Annotated in this window: 17 protein-coding genes and 1 pseudogene; 12 read left to right on the top strand and 6 right to left on the bottom strand. The window is 70.3% G+C overall.

All coding sequences use genetic code 11. The features are described from left to right. Positions 1 to 57: 57 nt before the first annotated feature. From KVA01_RS11830 to KVA01_RS11815, 4 genes and pseudogenes are all read right to left on the bottom strand, one after another. Complete coding sequence (locus tag KVA01_RS11830; RefSeq protein ID WP_068468529.1) at positions 58 to 468, bottom strand: universal stress protein; 411 nt, start codon at positions 466 to 468, stop codon at positions 58 to 60. Between the two features lie 49 nt (positions 469 to 517). Then, a complete protein-coding gene (locus KVA01_RS11825) occupies positions 518 to 2029 on the bottom strand; it encodes an APC family permease (RefSeq protein WP_068468605.1) in 1512 nt (503 codons plus the stop codon). A gap of 160 nt (positions 2030 to 2189) precedes the next feature. Further along, positions 2190 to 3641: pseudogene (locus KVA01_RS11820) on the bottom strand (peptide MFS transporter); the annotation flags it as partial. 217 nt (positions 3642 to 3858) lie between these two features. Further along, a complete protein-coding gene (locus KVA01_RS11815) occupies positions 3859 to 4689 on the bottom strand; it encodes an aldo/keto reductase (RefSeq protein WP_141270450.1) in 831 nt (276 codons plus the stop codon). Positions 4690 to 4836: 147 nt separating this feature from the next. Between KVA01_RS11815 and KVA01_RS11810 the strand changes: the two genes are divergently transcribed. Beyond that, on the top strand, positions 4837 to 5166 hold the full coding sequence (locus KVA01_RS11810) for a hypothetical protein (protein WP_141270448.1): 330 nt from the start codon (positions 4837 to 4839) through the stop codon (positions 5164 to 5166). A 19-nt stretch (positions 5167 to 5185) separates the two neighbouring features. Here the strand turns inward: KVA01_RS11810 and KVA01_RS11805 are convergent, their stop codons facing one another. Further along, entirely contained in the window at positions 5186 to 5950 is a 765-nt protein-coding gene (locus KVA01_RS11805) for a hypothetical protein (RefSeq protein WP_141270446.1), read from the bottom strand. A 45-nt stretch (positions 5951 to 5995) separates the two neighbouring features. On the opposite strand from KVA01_RS11805, the gene KVA01_RS11800 reads away from it, so the two are divergent. Together KVA01_RS11800 and KVA01_RS11795 are read left to right on the top strand one after the other, a co-directional pair. Then, complete coding sequence (locus tag KVA01_RS11800) at positions 5996 to 6973, top strand: MFS transporter (protein ID WP_141270444.1); 978 nt, start codon at positions 5996 to 5998, stop codon at positions 6971 to 6973. Beyond that, on the top strand, positions 6949 to 7299 hold the full coding sequence (locus KVA01_RS11795; RefSeq protein WP_141270442.1) for an MFS transporter: 351 nt from the start codon (positions 6949 to 6951) through the stop codon (positions 7297 to 7299). Before KVA01_RS11800 ends, KVA01_RS11795 begins: the two co-directional genes overlap by 25 nt. Here the strand turns inward: KVA01_RS11795 and KVA01_RS11790 are convergent. Further along, positions 7296 to 7607 carry a hypothetical protein gene (locus tag KVA01_RS11790; protein WP_141270440.1) on the bottom strand — a complete coding sequence of 104 codons (312 nt, stop codon included), beginning with the start codon at positions 7605 to 7607 and terminating at the stop codon, positions 7296 to 7298. The two genes, KVA01_RS11795 and KVA01_RS11790, sit on opposite strands and share 4 nt — an antisense overlap. On the opposite strand from KVA01_RS11790, the gene KVA01_RS11785 reads away from it, so the two are divergent. The 9 genes from KVA01_RS11785 (at position 7597) to KVA01_RS11745 (ending at position 16719) form a co-directional block, all read left to right on the top strand. Beyond that, positions 7597 to 7815 carry a hypothetical protein gene (locus tag KVA01_RS11785; RefSeq protein ID WP_141270438.1) on the top strand — a complete coding sequence of 73 codons (219 nt, stop codon included), beginning with the start codon at positions 7597 to 7599 and terminating at the stop codon, positions 7813 to 7815. The two genes, KVA01_RS11790 and KVA01_RS11785, sit on opposite strands and share 11 nt — an antisense overlap. A gap of 512 nt (positions 7816 to 8327) precedes the next feature. Beyond that, on the top strand, positions 8328 to 8813 hold the full coding sequence (locus KVA01_RS11780) for a MarR family winged helix-turn-helix transcriptional regulator (RefSeq protein ID WP_068468544.1): 486 nt from the start codon (positions 8328 to 8330) through the stop codon (positions 8811 to 8813). 38 nt (positions 8814 to 8851) lie between these two features. Beyond that, a complete protein-coding gene (locus KVA01_RS11775; RefSeq protein WP_141270436.1) occupies positions 8852 to 10399 on the top strand; it encodes an MDR family MFS transporter in 1548 nt (515 codons plus the stop codon). 103 nt (positions 10400 to 10502) lie between these two features. Continuing rightward, positions 10503 to 12410 (top strand): ABC transporter ATP-binding protein, encoded by a 1908-nt coding sequence (locus KVA01_RS11770; RefSeq protein WP_174805727.1) that lies wholly within the window; start codon positions 10503 to 10505, stop codon positions 12408 to 12410. Further along, complete coding sequence (locus KVA01_RS11765) at positions 12407 to 13117, top strand: DUF421 domain-containing protein (protein ID WP_082810290.1); 711 nt, start codon at positions 12407 to 12409, stop codon at positions 13115 to 13117. Before KVA01_RS11770 ends, KVA01_RS11765 begins: the two co-directional genes overlap by 4 nt. A 50-nt stretch (positions 13118 to 13167) precedes the next feature. Continuing rightward, positions 13168 to 14361 (top strand): ABC transporter ATP-binding protein, encoded by a 1194-nt coding sequence (locus tag KVA01_RS11760; RefSeq protein WP_141270434.1) that lies wholly within the window; start codon positions 13168 to 13170, stop codon positions 14359 to 14361. Beyond that, complete coding sequence (locus KVA01_RS11755) at positions 14358 to 15098, top strand: ABC transporter permease (RefSeq protein ID WP_068468550.1); 741 nt, start codon at positions 14358 to 14360, stop codon at positions 15096 to 15098. The genes KVA01_RS11760 and KVA01_RS11755 overlap by 4 nt, the downstream gene beginning before the upstream one ends. Continuing rightward, positions 15095 to 15772: an ABC transporter permease gene (locus tag KVA01_RS11750; RefSeq protein WP_068468552.1), complete on the top strand. Its 678-nt coding sequence runs from the start codon at positions 15095 to 15097 to the stop codon at positions 15770 to 15772. Before KVA01_RS11755 ends, KVA01_RS11750 begins: the two co-directional genes overlap by 4 nt. Beyond that, positions 15769 to 16719, top strand: a complete 951-nt coding sequence (locus KVA01_RS11745; RefSeq protein WP_141270432.1) for an ABC transporter substrate-binding protein — start codon at positions 15769 to 15771, stop codon at positions 16717 to 16719. The genes KVA01_RS11750 and KVA01_RS11745 overlap by 4 nt, the downstream gene beginning before the upstream one ends. Position 16720: the final 1 nt, after the last annotated feature.

Genomic DNA, 16720 nt, shown 5'->3' with positions numbered 1-16720 from the left:
CGGGCCGGACCTCAAGAGGTCCGGCCCGCCGTCGCCGTTCGTGGGGCATCTCGTGGGTCAGTCGGTGCCGTAGCTCGCCTTGACGCACAGCACCGGGCACGCCGCCTCCAGCAGCAGCCGCTGCGTGGTGGGCGCCATGATCAGCTTGCCCACCGGGGTGCGCCGGCGCGTGCCGATCACGAGCAGCTGCGTGTGGGTGCGCTCGCAGGCGCCCAGGATGACGTCCGCGGGGTCGGCGTCGTCCGCGACGGGCACGAGCTCGTACCCGACACCGCTGGCGTCGAGAGCCGCACGGTCCTCGCTGAGGGCGGCCTCCGTCTCCTGGGCGTTGGTGTGGCGGGCCCAGCGCCTGGTGTGGTGGGCCTGGACCACCACGAGCTCTGCCGAGCGCAGGGTGGCTTCCTCGACGGCGGTGCGCAGGGCCGCTCGGCCTGCGGGGGTGGGAAGGTATCCGACAACGATCTTCATGGCATCTCCGGGTCAGAGTGTGGCGGGACGGTCTGGGGGTGGCGCCGGGTCACTGGTCGATGTCCTCCAGGTGGGCGATGTCCTCCGGGTGCTGGAAGCGCGTGCGGCGGCCGGTGAAGAGCCGCGCATAGAGGAAGTTCAGCAACCACAGCACCACGCCCAGGGCGATCAGCACGAGCGCGATCTGGTACTCGATGGTGTCCTGCGCCCACGGGCCCAGGAGGAACGCGCACGTCACGGCTCCCAGGTACGGCAGCAGGCGGGGTGCGTGGAAGTACTTGTGCCCCTCCTGCGAGCGGTCGCGGCGCAGGATGATCGCGGCCACGTTGACCACGGTGAACACGGCGAGCAGCAGCAGCGCGGTGGTGCCGCCGAGCGCGGACGCGGTGCCCTTGCCCATGGCGTTGTTGACCAGGATGACGAGCACCATGCCGAGGGCCGTGGTGAAGAGGATCGCGGTCCACGGGGTGCGGCGGCCGGGGAGGACCTTGCCCAGGAAGCCGGGGATGACACCCTGCTTGGCCATGCCGTAGAGCAGGCGGGAGGCCATGAGCATGTTGATCAGTGCGGTGTTGGCCACGGCGAAGATCGTGAGGAACGGGTAGATCGTGTCGATGGGCAGGCCCGGGGCACCGATCTTCACCACGTCCAGCAGCGGGGTGGTGGACTGGCCGAGCTCGCCGATGGGCACGATCGCCACGGTGAACACGGAGACGACCACGTAGATCACGCCGGTGAGGCACAGCCCGATCAGCATGACCCGGGGGAAGTTCTTCGTGGGGTCCTTGGTCTCCTCGACCATGTTGACCGAGTCCTCGAAGCCCACGAAGGAGAAGAACGCGAGGGACGTGACGGCGGTCAGCGCCAGGAACATGCCCTTGTCGTCGGAGGTCTCAAAGACCACCGTGCGGCTGAAGTCCGCGTTGCCCTGCGCCGCGGCCCAGAACCCCACGAGGATCACGATCAGCAGGCCGGTGAGCTCGATGACCGTGAGCACCACGTTGAGCTTCACGGACTCGGAGACCCCGCGCAGGTTGATCAGTGCCAGCAGGGCCATGAATGCCACGGCCACGACGGTGATCCCCAGCGGGCTCACGTCCAGGTGGAAGCCCTTGGCGAAGTTGGACGCCACGGTGCTAGACGCCGTGGCGGCGGAGGTGAGCCCGGAGCAGAGCACCGCGAAGGTCACGAGGAACGTGAGGAAGTGCAGACCGAAGGCCTTGTGCGTGTAGAGCGCCGCGCCGGAGGCCCCCGGGTACTTGGTCACGAGTTCCAGGTAGGAGAACGCGGTGATCGTGGCGACCACGAAAGCCACCAGGATGGGTGCCCACGCGGCGCCGCCGATCTCACCGGCGATGTTGCCCGTGAGGGCATACACGCCCGTGCCCAGGATGTCGCCCACGATGAACAGCAGCAGCAGGCCCGGGCCCATAACCCGCTTCAGCTCGTGGCTCTGGCCGCCGGAGTCCGTGGCGTCCTGGCCCGGGGCCACCGGCGAGGTGGTGGGGTTCTTCGATGCCGAGGCCGAGGTGGCTCCCGACGATGGTGATGGGTCGCTCATGGGGGTCGGCTCCTGTGGGATCCGCTCCGGATGTCGTCTCAGGTCACACGGAGGTGTGACGTGCGGCTCAGGTGTACAGGCAACCATAAGGGACGTGCGGCGAAAAGACGCGCGCCCCGCACCGGGGGACCGGTGCGGGGCGCTGTCTGCGCAGGGGTGGTCAGCGGATGCCGCGCATCAGCTTCAGGATGGGCTTGGCCACGAGGAGCATCACGATGCCCAGGACGATGGTGATCGCACCCATGGTGCCGAAGTAGCCGACCTCGTTCTCACGGGAGTAGAACTCCGCGAGCGAGCCGGACAGCGCCGTGCCGAGCGCCACCGAGAGGTTGTACAGCGCCACCATCTGCACCGGGAACTTCCGCGGGGCCAGCTTGGTGGCCAGGGACAGCCCCACGGGGGAGAGAAAGAGCTCGCCCAGGGTGGCGAAGAGCAGCACGAGGACGATCCAGCCGATGAACACCGAGGCGGTCTGGGCCTGCGTGATGAACAGCAGGAACGCCACGCCGATCAGCAGCAGGGCGATGCCGAACTTGATCGGGGTGCTGGGCTGGCGCCTGCCCAGCTTGGTCCACGCGGCGGCGAAGCCCATGCTCAACAAGATGATGAACACGGGGTTGATGGACTGGACGGCCGAGGGCTTGATCTCGAATCCGAACACGTTCAGGTTCAGGCGCGTGTCCGCGTAGATGGCCAGCACCGTGAACTGCTGCTGGAAGAGCGAGAAGAATGCCGCCGTGGCAATGAACAGCGGGATGAAGGCGATCACGCGGGAGTGCTCGTCCGCGGAGAGGTCCTTGTCCCGCAGCATGGTGGTGAAGAGCAGCACCGCGGAGACCACGACCACCAGGATCACGGCGTCGGAGAGGTTGCCCGGGTTGAGGACGCCGGTGAACAGCAGCACCAGGACCACGACCACGAAGGCCAGGGCGATGCCGATCCACCGCCCGTACTGGGAACGGGGGAGCGGGTTGGCCACGGTGTGGACGGTGGCGGGCAGACCTTTGCGGGTGAGGACGTACTGGACCAGGCCGAGGGCCATGAAGACCGCGGCGATGCCGAAGCCGGCGTGGAAGCCCCAGGTGCCCCACGCGAAACTGGTGAGCAGGGGACCGAAGAGAGCGCCGATGTTGACGCCCATGTAGTAGAGGGAGAAGCCGGCGTCCCGGCGGGGGTCGTCGCGCTCGTAGAGCGTCCCCACGAGGTTCACGCACGTGGTCTTCAGGCCACCGGAGCCCACCGCGATGCTCAGCAGACCGATGGTCAGGCCCGGCACGCCGGGAACGAAGGCCAGGGCCACGTGGCCGAACATGATGAGCACGGCCGAGGCGAGCATGGTGCGCTCGGGGCCGAGCAGCCGGTCAGCGATCCACCCGCCCAGGATGGAGCACAGGTAGACGGTGCCACCGTAGGCGCCCACGATGCCGGCGGCGACGCCCTCGTCGATTTCCAGGCCGCCCTCCACCGCCGAGCGGTACATGTAGTACAGGACCAGGGCCTGCATGCCGTAGAAGGAGAAGCGCTCCCACATCTCCACGGAGAACAGGTTCGCCAGCATGCCGGGCTGGCCGAAGAAGGTCTTGCGTCCCGCGGGGTTGCGCGGATCGACGGGTGCTGGGGGTGTGGCGGCCGCGGCGTGTGCGTGGCTGCCGTCCGGGCTGTTCTGACTCGTAACAGTCCATGATGCACCCGTGCACGCAGTGCCGCGGACCGCGACCCGCCCCCGGAGGCGGTTGCGGGGTCGGCACGTGAGACATGTCACGGGGCGTGACGCGGGTGGCCGCGTCACGCCCCGTGACGGTTCCGGTGTGGCCCGGGAGGGGCTCCGATCAGTCGTTGAAGTCCGCGGGGTCCGGGCCGATCCGGCCGTCGTCCCGGCTGAGGCCGTTGATCCGCTCGATCTCCTCCGGGCTGAGGGTGAGGTCCTGGGCGTCCCAGTTCTCCTGGATGCGCTCCGGGGTCACGGACTTGGGGAAGACCACGTTGCCGATGGCCAGGTGCCACGCGATGATCACCTGCGCGGGGCTGACGCCGTGTGCCCGCGCGATCTCCGCGATCGTCTCGTCCTGCAGCTCCTCCTTGCCCTGGCCCAGCGGGGACCAGGCCTCGGTCACGATGCCGTGGGACGCATCGATCTCGCGCATGTGCTGCTGGTTGAAGGAGGGGTGCAGCTCGATCTGGTGCACGGCGGGGACCACGCCGGTGGCCACGACGTCCTGCAGCGCCTTCTCCGTGAAGTTGGAGACGCCGATGGAGCGGGCCTTGCCGGACTCCCGGATCTTCTGGAACGCCTCCCAGGTCTCGCGGTACTTCCCCTTCTCCGGCTGGGACCAGTGGATGAGGTAGAGGTCCACGTAGTCCAGGCCGAGGCGCTCGAGGGACTTGTCGATGGCCTCCAGGGCGGAGTCGTGGCCCTGGTCCTCGTTCCACAGCTTGGTGGTCACGAAGATCTCCTCGCGCGGGATGCCGCTCTTGGCGATCGCGCGGCCCACGCCCTCCTCGTTGCCGTAGACCTTGGCGGTGTCGATGTGGCGGTAGCCCACCTGCAGGGCCTTGCCCACCACGTCCTCGGCGGTGTCCTCCTCGACCTGCCACACCCCGAAGCCGAGCTGCGGGATGGAGTGGCCGTCGTTGAGGCGGAGCGTCTGGTTCTTGGACATCCTGGCGGATCCTTTCTGTGACAACTACTGCCCATCAGTCAACTGCGGACCCGGGGGGCCTGACAACCCGTCACGCTCTCGGTGAAGTCCCTGGCCGGAGCCTGTTCCCGGGCGGGGCTGCGTGCGAAGCATGATGAAATAGGGGACATGAAGTTCAACTTCCGGCGTGCCAAGACCCCCGCTTACCTCACGTCCCTGGCGCTCATCGTGATCGGTCTGCTCCTGGCCGTGGCCTCCGTGAGCGTCCTCGCCTGGATCGTCACGATCCTGGGCATCGCGCTGAACGTGATGGCGGTGAGCATCACGCAGATCAACGAGGGCCCCTCCCGTGCCCGCGGCACGGGCACCAGCGTGGTCCCGGAGCCGGAGGCGGACACCGAGCAGCACGACGCCGTTCCCGCCGCGCGTCCCAGCTCCTCCTCCCTGCGGGGTGCCGAGGACCGCGTGGGCACCGCCCGCGACTCCTCCGCCCGCTGACGAGCCCGCCGACCCCGGCTCAGTTCATCGCCGCCGCGCGGTAGATCTGCTGCACCTTCTGCTCGTCCAGCCGAGTCTCGATCCCCACGGTGTGCTCCGGGTCCGAGCGCAGGTAGCGCACCGGTCCGTGCGACCCCACGGTGAGCTTCTCCGCGTCCGCGAGCGTGTAGACGGCGTCCACCGTGCCCGTGAACGCGGGGCCCTGCGTGGGGTTGACCCGCACGGTGAGGTGGGCGGTGACGGTGTCCGAGACACCGTCCTCGTCGAACGGCGACTCCACTTCCAGCTCCCGGGCGATCCCCACCCCGTGGCCGACCACGCCCGGCAGGCGTGCCGCCAGGTGGCGCTGGGCCTTCGCGAAGGTGCGCCGCAGCACGGAGACCCACGAGAGTGCGGCCAGCACCAGCACCACCGCGATGACACCCAGCCACCAGCCGTTGCGGGAGTCCGCGAAGCGCACGCCACTGAGCGCGATGACGAGCGTGGAGACCACGGGGATCACGAGCAGCAGGGAGGCCGTGAGCTTCTCCCGGAGGCTCGGCCGCCCCGTTCCGGCCTCGGGGGTCCGAGCCTCGTCCTCCCGGTCCCGAGGGGCCTGGTCCGCCTCTTCCTCTACCACGCTCGAGCCTCCCGCTGAGCCCTCGGAGCCGGGGGCGTCGGACGTGGCCGGCGTTGCAGCGTCGTCGTCCCGGGAGGGCTTGCGGCCCAGCTGACGCAGGACGTCGCGGTCGAAGCCGCGGTCGTCGAAGGTCACGGGCGTGGGCCAGGTGTCGAGGGAGTCCATGCGTTCCATTATGGTGGCAGGACGTCCTCGTAAGGTGGTTCCACCGTGCCCGCTGCACGCCCCAGCACCGTCCCCGCAACCCTCGGGAGGGGGCCTCGCGCGGGTCTGCTGCTGGTCGGAGTCCTGCTGCTCGGGGCCAACCTGCGCGCCGGGATCACCGCGGTGGGGCCGGTGCTGCCGCAGATCGAGCACCAGGTGGGCCTCAGCGCGTTCCAGGCTTCGCTGCTCGTGAGCCTGCCGCTCGTCGCGTTCGCCGTGGTCTCGCCGTTCGCCCCGCGCATCGCGGAGGCCTTGGGGCTCGAACGAACTCTGGGCTGCGCGCTCGCCGTGCTCGCGGTGGGCATCGTGGTGCGCTCGGTTCCCGGGCCCGGTCTCATCTGGGTGGGGACCCTGCTGCTCGGGGCGGCGATCGCCGTGCTCAACGTGCTCATCCCGTCCGTCATCAAGCGCGACTGGCCGCAGCGGATCGGTCCCATGACCGGGGTCTACCAGTCGGTCACCGCCCTGACCGCGGCGCTCGCGTCCGGTCTGGTGGTGCCGGTCGCGGACGTGGTCCCCTCCGGGTGGCGGCTCGCGCTCGGCATGTGGGCGGGGCTCGCGGTCATCGGCCTGGCGGTCTTCCTGCCGTGGATCCTGGGGCGGGTGGAGGGCCCCCGGGTGCCGACGCCGCCGCTGGGCACGGAGCCCTCCGCACCCTCTTCCGGGGGCGGGGAAGGCGCTGCCGCGCCCAGTGGGCCTGCCCGTGGCCCCCGTCCGGCGCGAGCGCACCCGGCTGCCGCTGCGCGCCGCACTCGCCTGGCAGGTGAGCCTGTTCATGGGCCTGCAGTCCACCGTCTACTACACGATGGTCACCTGGCTGCCCGCCATCCAGATCGCCAACGGGGCGAGCGCGGTGCAGGCCGGCTGGTACCACTTCGCCTTCCAGGCGTGCGGGCTCGTGGGCACCCTCTTCTCCGCGTTCATGATCCCGCGGCTGCGCGCGCAGTCCGGACTGGGGGGTGCTGCTCGCCGCCGTGGGTCTGATCGGGGTGCTCGGGCTGCTGCTCTTCCCGGGCCTGTCCTTCCTGTGGGCCCTGTGCGTGGGCTTCTGCACGGGCGGGGCGATCGTGGTGGCCATGGCGCTGTTCGGACTGCGCTCGACCGACTACCACCAGGCCGCCGCGCTCTCCTCCATGGCCCAGAGCCTGGGCTACGTGCTCGCCGCACTCGGGCCGGTGGTGATCGGGCTCGTGAAGGACGCCATGGGGTCCTGGACCCTTCCCCTCGTGCTGCTCGCCGGGGTCGCGGTGGCCCAGGGGGTCTTCGTGGCGCTCGCCGGGCGGCAGCGCACGCTGGGAGAACGGGGCTAGCCCGTGTAGACCAGCGGATAGACCCGTGTGAGGATCTGGCCACTGCTGAGTGTCGCAGTGACGGTGGTGTACGACCTGATGCTCTTTCGGCCCGCCGCCACATCACTGTTGTTGAGGGCTATCACGCCGCTGTACGTGACGGCGAAGCGCCCGGAAGGGCCGGTGGTGAAGGACCGGCAGCCGCTGCTCTGGGCGGTGTAGGAACCCACCCGGTCCCTCGAGGAGGACCAGGCCATGTTGATGTCCCACGAGGTGATCGAGCTGCCGTCGGGATAGGTCTTCGCCAAGTTGTTGGCCGTGTTGGTCACCGTGGAACTGAACCCGCTGCCGGAGGTGGGGGACCACGACGCGCTGCACGTGCCGCCCGTGCAGCTGCCGCTGGTGCTGGCCGTCTGGTTGCCCATCCAGAAGGCGCCCGGACCGCTGCTCTGCTGCCCCTGCCTGTTCTCCAGCCAGAAGTTGGAGGTGATGGCGGTGACCGTCACGCCCTCGGGAAGGTTGTTCACGGACGCCTGACCGCCCACGGTCAACATCTGATCTGTCCTGTTGGTCGTCCCGCGAGAGTAGATCTCCCCGAAGTTGTAGTAGAGACCGCCGCTGAAGGCGAGGGACGGCTCACACGCCGGTGAGGCCGCGAGTGCCGGGGCGGCGGTGGACAGTGCGATGGCCGGAATGGACCATGCCGTTCCCCTGGCAAGGGATCGTCTGGTCAGGCCGGGGGTTTCGTGAGGGGCGTCGTGCATGGGGGGGGAGCATTCTTCGTCGGGGGATCCGGACCGCGATCCGTCGGACGTGACCCGTGGGGGACGGGCCTGTGCGGCGGTGGTTCGGGGGGTGTCCTCAGTCTAGTGCCGGGCAGGGCGGCGCTCGATCTTCCGGTCTCCCGCGGAGGCGGCCTGTCGATGGGGAGCTGGCAGCTTCTCCTGCGATGGGCCACCGGGTGTCCCGGGGCCGAGGGGTCGTGCAGATGTCACGCCGGGGGCCAGAAACATTTGCTGCGTCAATATATTCTGACTACACTGCTGGGCATGAGTGAGACGAACTGGCTGTCGGCGCAGGAGCGGGAGGCGTGGCTCGCACTCGTCTCCATCATGTTCAGGCTGCCGGGCGCCATCGAGGGGCAGCTGCGCACCGAGGAAGACATGTCCCTCGCGGAATACCTCGTGCTGGCCATGCTGAGCGAGGCCCCGGACCACCGGCACAAGATGTCCGCGCTGGCCACCGCCACCAACACCTCTCAGTCCCGTCTCTCGCGCATCGTGGCGCGCATGGAGAAGGACGGCCTGGTCACGCGTGAGGGGCGCCAGGACGACCGCCGCGTGGTGATCGCGGAGATCACGGACGCCGGTCTGGAGCGCGTCAAGGAGGCGGCACCGGCACACGTGCGCCACGTGCGCGAGATCGTCTTCGACCGCCTCTCCCCGGAGCAGGTGGGCCAGCTCATGGAGATCGGCCGAGCCCTCAACTGCGGCTCCAACGCGCGCGGTGCGCTGGGCCTGGGCGGTGGCATGTAGCGTCGCCTGGTCGGCGATCTCAACTCGAAGGACATTTCATGGCCCACACCGTGACCCCCGGCGGTCCGGACACCCGTGCGGAGCCCCGCGCGGAGCAGCGCGAGCAGCACCAGGAGTCTCCCGCGCACAACCCCTGGGCGGCGCTCGTGGCGCTGTGCATCGGCTTCTTCATGATCCTGGTGGACGCGACCATCGTCTCGGTGGCCACCCAGACCATCGTGACCAGCCTGAACTCCACCCTGAACCAGGTGCTGTGGGTGACCAGCGCGTACCTGCTGGCCTACGCGGTGCCGCTGCTCGTCACCGGGCGCCTGGGGGACAGGTTCGGCGCCAAGCGCGTGTACCTCGCCGGCCTGGCGGTCTTCACCCTGGCCTCCCTGTGGTGCGGTCTCTCCGGGAGCATCGGCATGCTCATCACCGCACGCGTGGTCCAGGGGCTGGGTGCCGCACTGATGACGCCGCAGACCATGGCCGTGATCACCCGCATCTTCCCCGCGGAACGCCGTGGTCAGGCCATGGGTGCGTGGGGCGCGACCGCCGGCATCGCGAGTCTCGTGGGGCCGATCCTGGGCGGTGTCCTGGTGGACCACGGCGGCTGGGAGTGGATCTTCTTCGTCAACGTTCCCGTGGGTGTCATCGGCTTCGTGCTGGCCCTGCGCCTGGTGCCGAACCTCCCGGTGCACGCCCGGGGCTTCGACCTGCTGGGCGTGCTGCTCTCCGCCGTGGGCATGTTCTGCCTGGTCTTCGGTATCCAAGAGGGGGACAAGTACGACTGGGGCACCATCACCGGCATCATCTCGGTGCCCCTGCTGATCGTCCTGGGTGTGGTGGTCCTCGGAGTCTTCGTGTGGTGGCAGGGCGTCAACCGCAACGAGCCCCTGGTTCCGCTGCACCTGTTCCGCAACCGCAACTTCACCCTGGCGAACATCGCGATCACGGCGGTGGGCTTCGGCATCACGTCCATGTCCTTCCCGCTGATGATCTACGCACAGGTGGTCCACGGCTACACCCCCACGCGCGCGGCCCTGCTGCTGGTGCCCATGGCGGTCATCTCGGCAGCCCTGGCGCCCGTGGTCGGGCGGCTCGTGGACACGCGCCACCCCGCGGTGATCGCCGGGGTGGGTCTCACCTGCTTCGCGGTGGGGCTGGCCTGGTACGGGCTGCGGCTCGACGCCGGCACGAGCGTCCTGGAGCTGCTCGCCATCGCGGCGGTGCTGGGTGTGGGCAATGGCTTCATGTGGTCGCCGCTGTCCGTGTCCGCGACCCGCACGCTGGAACCGCGCTACGCCGGGGCGGGAGCGGGCGTCTTCAACACGACCCGCCAGTTCGGTTCCGTGCTGGGCAGCGCGGCGGTGGCCTCTCTCCTGGACTCGCGGCTGAGCCACCACCTGGGGGCCATGGCGGACGGTGTGAGCGAGCACGCGCAGGGCGGCCATGCCATGCCCGCGGCGATCGCGCACGACTTCGCCCGCGCCATGGGCGAGACGTTCTACCTCCCGGCGGCCGTGGTGGTCGTGGGCCTCGTGGCGGTGCTGTTCTTCAGCAACCCGCACCGCCGCGTGGGACGGCACGTGGCCACGCGCTGACCGAGCGGCGTCGGGCACCGGGGCGGCGTGGGCCGCGACGCCCCGGTTCACCCTGCGCACACGGGCCTCCGGGCCGTCTGAGCCCGGGTCTACAGTGGCGGGCGTGAGTATGCAGAGCGCCCAGATGGCCATGTGGCGCACTATGAAGGGCCAGGAGAACAAGGGTCGGAAGATCAGCCGGGACACCGTCCGCAGGATCCTGACCTTCGCCCGTCCGCACCGCGGCGCGATCCTCGCGTTCGTCCTGGTGTCCGTGGTGCTCGCCGTACTGGGGGTGATCACCCCGGTGCTGGCCGGGCGCGTGGTCAACGCGATCACCGGTGGTCACGACGTCTCGGTGGTGGTGTGGCTGGCCGTCGCCATCGCGGTGGTGGCCGTGGTGGACGCCGGCCTCTCCCTGCTGAGCCGGCTGCAGTCCTCGCGGATCGGTGAGGGCCTGATCTACGACCTGCGCACGGCCGTCTACGACCACGTGCAGACCATGCCCCTCGCGTTCTTCACCCGCACCCGCACCGGGGCCCTGGTCTCACGCCTGAACACGGACGTGATCGGGGCGCAGCGCGCATTCGCGGGAACCCTTTCCGGGGTGGTCTCCAACGTGGTCTCCCTGGTGCTCACGGTGGGTGTGATGGCCACGATCTCGTGGCAGGTCACGGTGCTCTCCCTGCTGCTGCTGCCCATCTTCCTGATCCCGGCGCGCGCCATGGGTGGCCGGCTCGCCGCGCTGCAGCACCGCTCCGCGCAGTACAACGCGCAGATGTCCACGCGCATGACCGAGCGGTTCTCCGCGGGCGGCGCGACCCTCGTGAAGCTCTACGGGGATCCCGTCCAGGAGTCCCGCGAGTTCGCGGCCCGCGCGGACGACGTGCGCGGCGTCGGAATCCGCGCCACCATGCTGCAGACCACGTTCGTCACGGCACTGACCCTGGTCTCCGCCCTCGCCCTCGCGCTGGTCTACGGAGTGGGCGGCACGCAGGCGCTGCTCGGCCACCTGGACGCGGGCGCCGTGGTGGCCCTGGGCATGCTGCTCACGCGGCTCTACACGCCGCTGACCATGCTGGCCAACGCCCACATGGACATCATGAGCGCGGTCGTGAGCTTCGAGCGGGTCTTCGAGGTGCTGGACATCAAGCCCCTCATCGTCGAGAGCCCCACCGCCCGCCCGCTGCCGGAGGGCCCCGTGGCGGTGGAGTTCGACCACGTGGACTTCTCCTACCCGTCCGCGGAACAGGTCTCGCTGGCGTCCCTGGAGGACGTCGCCGTCCTGGACTCTCGCGGCGGGGAGCAGGTGCTGCACGACGTCGACTTCCGCGCGGAGGCCGGGCACACCGTGGCGCTCGTGGGCTCCTCTGGTGCGGGCAAGTCCACGATCGCGCAGCTCGTGGCGCGGCTGTACGACGTCGACTCCGGCGCCGTGCGGATCGGTGGCACGGACGTGCGCGACGCCACCTTCGAGTCCCTGCGCCACACCGTGGGCATGGTCATGCAGGACGGTCATCTCTTCCACGACACCATCCGTGCGAATCTGGCCGTGGCGCGCGAGGGGGCCACGGACGCCGAGCTGTGGGACGCCCTGGAGCGCTCGCGGCTGCGGCATGTGATCGAGTCCCTCCCGGACGGCCTGGACACCGTGGTGGGGGAGCGCGGCTACCGGCTCTCCGGTGGTGAGCGGCAGCGGCTGACGATTGCCCGGCTGCTGATCGCGCGGCCGCGCGTGGTGATCCTGGACGAGGCCACCTCCGCGCTGGACTCCACGAACGAGGCCCACGTGCAGGCCGCCCTGGACGAGGCGATGGACGGGCGCACCGCCGTGGTGATCGCCCACCGGCTCTCGACCATCCGGCGCGCGGACCAGATCCTGGTGGTCGAGGCCGGGCGGATCGTGGAGCGCGGCACTCACGCCGAGCTGCTGGCCCGCGGCGGACGCTACGCGGAGCTCCACGAGACCCAGTTCGCCCGACCCGCGGGAGCGGCCGAGGACACCGTGCCAGGGACGGTGGGGGGCGCATGAGCGGCGGGGAGGAGCTGTGGGCAGAGCTGGGCATCAGCCTCCCGCACGCCGTGGCCGTGGTGCTCTCCGCAGTGGGCATCTACCTGGTGTTCCTGGTCTCCGTGCGCGTCCTGGGCCAGCGTCTGCTCTCGGCCATGTCCACGTTCGACGTGGTGATCACCGTGATGCTGGGAGCGGTCGCGGGGCGTGTGATCCTGGGCCACCCGCCCACGCTCGCGAGCGGTGTGGTGGGTCTGGCCACGCTCTTCGTGCTCGAGGTGGTCTTCGGCAGCCTGGGCGCCCGGGACCGCTGGCGGCGCGTGCTCAATACCCCGGCGCGGGTGCTGGTGGTCGGGGAGCGCATGGACGAGCGGGCGCTGCGGAAGGCCCACATCACGCGCTCCGAGCTCAACGGGGCCCTGCGCAAGGCCGGTGTGCGATCCATGTCCGAAGTGGCATGTGTCATCCACGAATCCGGCGGCGGGCTCAGCGTGCTGCGTCGCGGTGTGCCCCTCGACCCCGAGCTGCTGCGGGACGTGGCCGGTGCGGACCGGATCCCCCCGGAACTGACGACCCCTGCCGGACCAGTCTCCACCGCCCCGGAGCGGCCGGCCGCGCGGCCCGGGCGGGCGCCGTGGGAACCGGGCACCACCGGGGTGGGCGCGGGAGGCGAGCACCGCAGCAACGACCGCGGACCGTCACGCGAGGACAAAAAGTTCGATCACTGATAGTTGCAGGCGGCTAGAATGTTCGAACGCCAACGAAGGGACTCGGACGCATGACCGACATGGCCATCCGGTACCGCGGAGTGAGCAAGGTCTACCCGGACGGCACCACGGCGGTCGACCACCTGGACCTGGACGTCCCGGCCGGCTCCCTGACGGTGTTCGTGGGGCCCTCCGGCTGCGGCAAGACCACGTCCCTGCGCATGCTCAACCGCATGGTGGAGCCCACCTCCGGCGCCGTGGAGATCAACGGGCAGGACGTCTCGAGCATCCCCGCCGCCCAGCTGCGCCGCTCCATGGGCTACGTGATGCAGCAGTCGGGTCTGCTGCCGCACCGCACCGTGGAGGACAACATCGCCACCGTGCCCCGCCTCAACGGGGTTCCCCGGCGGAAGGCGCGCGAGGACGCCCGGGCGCTGCTCGCGTCCGTGGGACTCGACGACTCCCTGGCCACCCGCTACCCCGCGCAGCTCTCCGGCGGTCAGCAGCAGCGCGTGGGAGTGGCCCGGGCGCTCGCCGCGGACCCCCCGATCCTGCTGATGGACGAGCCGTTCTCCGCGGTGGACCCGGTGGTGCGCCAGGACCTGCAGCGGGAGCTGCTGGACCTGCAGAAGCGGCTGCACCGCACGATCGTGTTCGTCACCCACGACATCGACGAGGCCGTCCTGCTCGGTAACCGCGTGGCGGTCTTCGCACGCGGCGGACGTCTCGCCCAGTACGCGACCCCGGAGGAGCTGCTGCGCTCCCCGGCGGACGACTTCGTGGCGGACTTCATCGGCCGGGACCGCGGCTTCCGCTCGCTCGGCTTCGACAGCGCCACGGTGGCGCTGCAGCCGGTGGCCGCGATCTTCTCGGACACCGGCGAGCGCACGCTGCTCGGGCCGGGCACGGCGTCGTCGCCCCAGGGCTCCGATTCTGCCGGCGGCGCGCGGACCGCGCCGTGGGACGACGCCGTGGCGCCGGAGTGGCTGCTCGTGGTGGACGGGCGCCGTCACCCCCTGGGCTGGCTGCCGGTCTCGGCGGCCGGCGAACCGGCTCCCCGTGACGAGCTGCGTGTGGGCGGCACCCTGTGGCAGGACGGCGGGTCGCTGCGCACCGCACTCGACGCCGCCCTCTCCTCACCTTCTGGCCAGGCCGTGGCCGTGGACCACGACGGCGCGGTGGCCGGTGTGGTGCCCGGCGGCGTCGTCATGCGCGCCATCGAGCAGAGCCGCTCCGCGCGCTACGACCGGGCGGAGCGCCCGTGAACTGGTGGTTGAACAACTGGCACGCGGTGCTGGACCTCGCCGGGGCGCACCTGGTGCAGTCCGTGCTGCCGGTCCTGCTGGGGCTGCTGATCAGCGTGCCGCTGGCCCGTCTCGCCGCGGGCAGCCGGTGGCTGCGGCCCGTGTTCGTCACGGGTTCCTCGCTGCTGTACACGATCCCGTCCCTGACGCTGTTCGTGGTGCTGCCGCTCGTGCTGGGCACCCGCATGACCTCCGTGGTCAACGTGATCGTGGCACTGACCCTCTACGTGGTGGCCATCCTGGTGCGCTCGTGCGTGGACGCCTTCGAGGCCCTGGACCGTGACGTGCTGCAGGCGGCCACGGCCATGGGCTACCGGCCGGTGCGCCGCTTCTTCGGGGTAGAGCTGCCGCTCGCTGTGCCCGTGATGATCGCGGGACTTCGAGTGGCCACCGTCTCCAACATCTCCATGGTCTCGGTGGGTGCGGTGATCGGCATCCAGTCCCTGGGCACCCTGTTCACGGACGGGCTGCGCCGCTCGATCGTCGCGGAGATCCTAGTGGGCATCATCGCCACCGTGCTGATCGCCGTGGTGCTGGACCAGCTGCTGCGACTGCTCGGACAGGCGCTCACGCGCTGGCAGCGGCCGGGCCCCGCTGAGGCGGGCGGGCGTCGTCGTCGACGTGCTGGAGAAACCGGCGGCGCGCAGGACGCGACCGGTGCGCTCGCCGCGGTGGAGTCCCGGGGTGGTGCCGCATGAGCCTCGTCAGCGAAGCGGTGCAGTTCCTCACCGACCCCGCGAACTGGAGCGGGCCCGCCGGCATCCCCCAACGGCTGCTCGAGCACGTGGGCTACAGCGCGCTGACCATGGCGATCGCCCTGGTGGTCGCCGTGCCCCTGGGTCTGTGGGTGGGGCACACGCGCCGCGGTGGCAGTGTGGTCGTGGGTCTCGCGGGCGCGCTGCGCGCCCTGCCCACCCTGGGCCTGCTGACCCTGTTCACGCTGCTCATGGGCCTGGGGCTGATGCCCCCGATCCTCGCGCTCGTGCTGCTCGCGGTGCCGCCGATCCTCTCGGGCACCTACTCGGGCATCGCCGCCGTCTCGCCCGCGCTCGTGGACTCCGCGCGCGCCATGGGCATGACCGAGGGCCAGGTGCTCACCCGCGTGGAGATCCCCGTGGCGCTGCCCGTGGTTCTGGGTGGGATCCGCAACGCCGCGCTGCAGGTCCTCGCCACCGTGACCGTGGTGGCCTACATCAACCTGGGCGGCCTGGGCCGCTACCTGATCGACGGGCTCGCGGTGCGCGACTACGCGCGCATGCTCGGGTCCGTGGTGCTCGTGGCCGTGCTCGCGCTGGCCACGGACGCCGTGCTCGCCCTCGTACAACGCCTGGTGACGTCGCCGGGCCTCAAAACGGCAGGAGATCGACCATGACACCCTCACCCTCCCTCCGGCGCCCCGCCGCCTGGCTCGCGGTGGCCGCCACGGCCGCCGTGGGCCTCACCGCGTGCGGCGGCTCGGACCCCCTGAACAAGGACGACGCCGCCGCGAGCGGCTCCTCGGACACGGTCACCGTGGGCTCGGCGGACTTCCCCGAGTCGCAGGTCGTGGCCGAGCTCTACGCCGGCGTGCTGCGGGACGCGGGCGTGTCCGTGGAGACCAAGCCCGGCATCGGTGCGCGCGAGGCGTACGTGGGGGCGGTGAAGGACGGCTCCGTGGACGTGGTCCCGGACTACTCCGGCAACCTGCTGCTCTTCGCGGACAAGAACGCCAAGGCGGCCTCCGCGCAGGACATCATGAAGGCGCTGCCCACCGCGCTGGACGGGCAGAAGCTCTCGGTGCTCGACGCCTCGAAGGCCGAGGACAAGGACGCCCTGGTGGTCACCCAGGCCACGGCGGAGAAGTACCACCTCAAGAGCATCGAGGACCTCTCCTCCGTGTGCGGGGAGCTGGTCATGGCCGGGCCGCCGGAGTTCCAGGAGCGCGCCTACGGCACGAGCGGGCTGAAGCAGAGGTACGACTGCTCCTTTAAGTCCTTCCAGCCCATCAACGACGGCGGCGGGCCCCTGACCGTGCAGGCACTGACCAAGGGCGACGCCCAGGTGGCGGACATCTTCACCACCACCCCGGCCATCCAGGACCAGAAGCTCGTGGTGCTGGAGGACCCCAAGGACAACTTCATCGCCCAGCAGGTGCTGCCGCTGACCGCGCCGGACCGCCTGCCCCAGAAGGCGGTGGATGCCCTGAACGAGTTCTCCGCGAAGCTCACCACCGAGGACCTGATCGACCTCAACCGCAAGGTCAGCGGGGACGCCCAGCAGAACCCGGCGGACGCCGCGAAGCAGTGGCTCTCCGACCACGGGTACGACAAGGCCTCCTGAG

The sequence above is a fragment of the Kocuria varians genome, assembly GCF_006539885.1.
Classification (GTDB): Bacteria; Actinomycetota; Actinomycetes; order Actinomycetales; family Micrococcaceae; genus Kocuria; species Kocuria varians.
The sequence above is the reverse complement of the archived record's forward strand: the minus strand, read 5'-3'. Positions and strand labels throughout refer to the sequence as shown.